The sequence below is a fragment of the Mesorhizobium sp. P3_A9 genome (genome assembly GCF_056402975.1).
Genome location: NZ_JBFUGJ010000636.1, coordinates 1 through 1,715 on the forward strand (window position 1 = coordinate 1; position 1,715 = coordinate 1,715).

Genomic DNA, 1,715 nt, shown 5'->3' on the forward strand with positions numbered 1-1,715 from the left:
GCGTGGCCCCGCTATTGATTGGGCTGAGCCAGATGCGATCTCGATGCGCCGCCACCAGCCTCTCCGTATCAAGCGTCAGTACCGTCTGGGGGACATTGCGATAGGCTCTGGCGCGGAGGAGCGTCCATATGCGCGAGCGCGAGAGCCAGAAGAAGGTGCGCGAGTTAAGCAGTTCATACCAGTCGCGCGGGGTCAGCCCGTCGTCGAGGCATCCTGCCAGCCGACCGTCGTCCATCGGCTTCTGGTCGCGCAGGACGGTCCCCGGCCGGCCCTCGGCTTCCAGCGGGACGGAGTGGGGCCGCCTGAGAGAGCCTAACTGATGACGTCGGTCGCCCTCGACACCATAGTCGTCCAGCAAGGCCGCCGCGCTCATAAGGCCGTGGTCCCGTATCGCAGGCCACGCGCCCGAATGCGCCATGTGCCAGAGCCGCGGATATTGCTGGACGAGTTCCTCTTCAGTCATGTTCGAAACCCTTGCTGAGGACACCGTCGAGGGCAAACTCCTTTGAGACGAGCGTCACTGGCGCGCCTGCAACGCGTTCAACACGTGCAATGAACGTTCGCGTATTTTCATTCAATTCGTCGAACGAAGTCGCGTCGCGGTTACCTATCCCCAGATAGTCTGCGAAAGTGACAGCCACGTCGGTGGCCCCATTAAGAACCGCAGAGCGGCGCAGTTGCGCCCAGTCGAACTCGGCCATGCGGCGCTTGTTGCCGGAAATAGTCCCCTTCTCGACTCGTAAGAACTCGTCGATGGGGATGCCGGAGCGCGCAGCGACGACCTCCATGTCTATTTCCCGCCCCATCCAACCTGAAGTTCCGCCCACGCGGATTGGGTAAGTACGCAGAACCAGAATGACGCGATTTACGCGCGCGGATGCGATGCCAGCGTCTGAAAGACACCCGGCAGCGGATGTCTCGCGCGAGGTGACGCTTGGCCAGAAACCGTGATGGATGCTGAGCAATGTTCCCTGCGTGCCTTCCAGCAGCACCCGTGTTCCAGCGGCGAAATGGCCGTCAAGTTCAGCGCGGACGTCGCGTACAAACTTGGCGAGCTGAGGGACGTCGCGCGCCAGCTTTACAGGTGGTCCAAAGACAGGCACGTCACCCCGATTTACAATCTTACGCGCGGTCGCAGAACCTACTCCCTGCTTGGTGGATGCGATGGAAGTCAGCGCACCGCTTTCGATGCGACGGTCCTCGTCGTCGATCACCATCGCCTGCGGGTCAATTGATAGACGCTCTGGCGTTAGCTCTTGCTCCATGATTTCTAGCATCAATTGAGGCAGCCACAGGGTAGAGCCGGCACCGATCAGGATCGCCGCCTTCTTGTTAGTCCCTGTGCCGGAGGGTAGCTGGACATATTTGTAGGGCGGATCTTTCACTAGGTGGCCGGCGTTTGGGCCACCAATGCGCATCAAAACTCCGTAGCTGTTAGCCAAGTATGCGCAGATGTTGCCCTTCCCTTCGCTGCCGTACTGGCCGCCGACGATGACGTCGACAAGGCGCTGAGGTTGTGGAACCGTCTCGCCTCGGAAAGCCATCGCCGATACGGCCAATGTGCGTGCGTCGGCATAATCAGCGTCCAGCACAAGGTCTGCGATTTCGGCAAGGCTACCAATAGCCGCTTCGGTACCATTAGCCCGCACCTCGGCGTAGGTTGCAAACTCCTTGTGCTCAGGATCGCGCGCGAGGTATCGCCGCTCCAGCAAATC

The 1,715-nt window shown here is 60.6% G+C and carries 2 protein-coding genes; both read right to left on the bottom strand.

All coding sequences use genetic code 11. From position 1 onward, the window contains the following. The coding region (locus AC1DX0_RS35505; protein WP_477359127.1) for a DUF7002 family protein at window positions 1–463 on the bottom strand (463 nt) is incomplete at its 3' end. Continuing rightward, window positions 456–1,715 (bottom strand): adenylosuccinate synthetase (locus AC1DX0_RS35510; protein WP_477359130.1); only part of this gene is annotated, 1,260 nt, incomplete at its 5' end. The genes AC1DX0_RS35505 and AC1DX0_RS35510, both read right to left, overlap by 8 nt.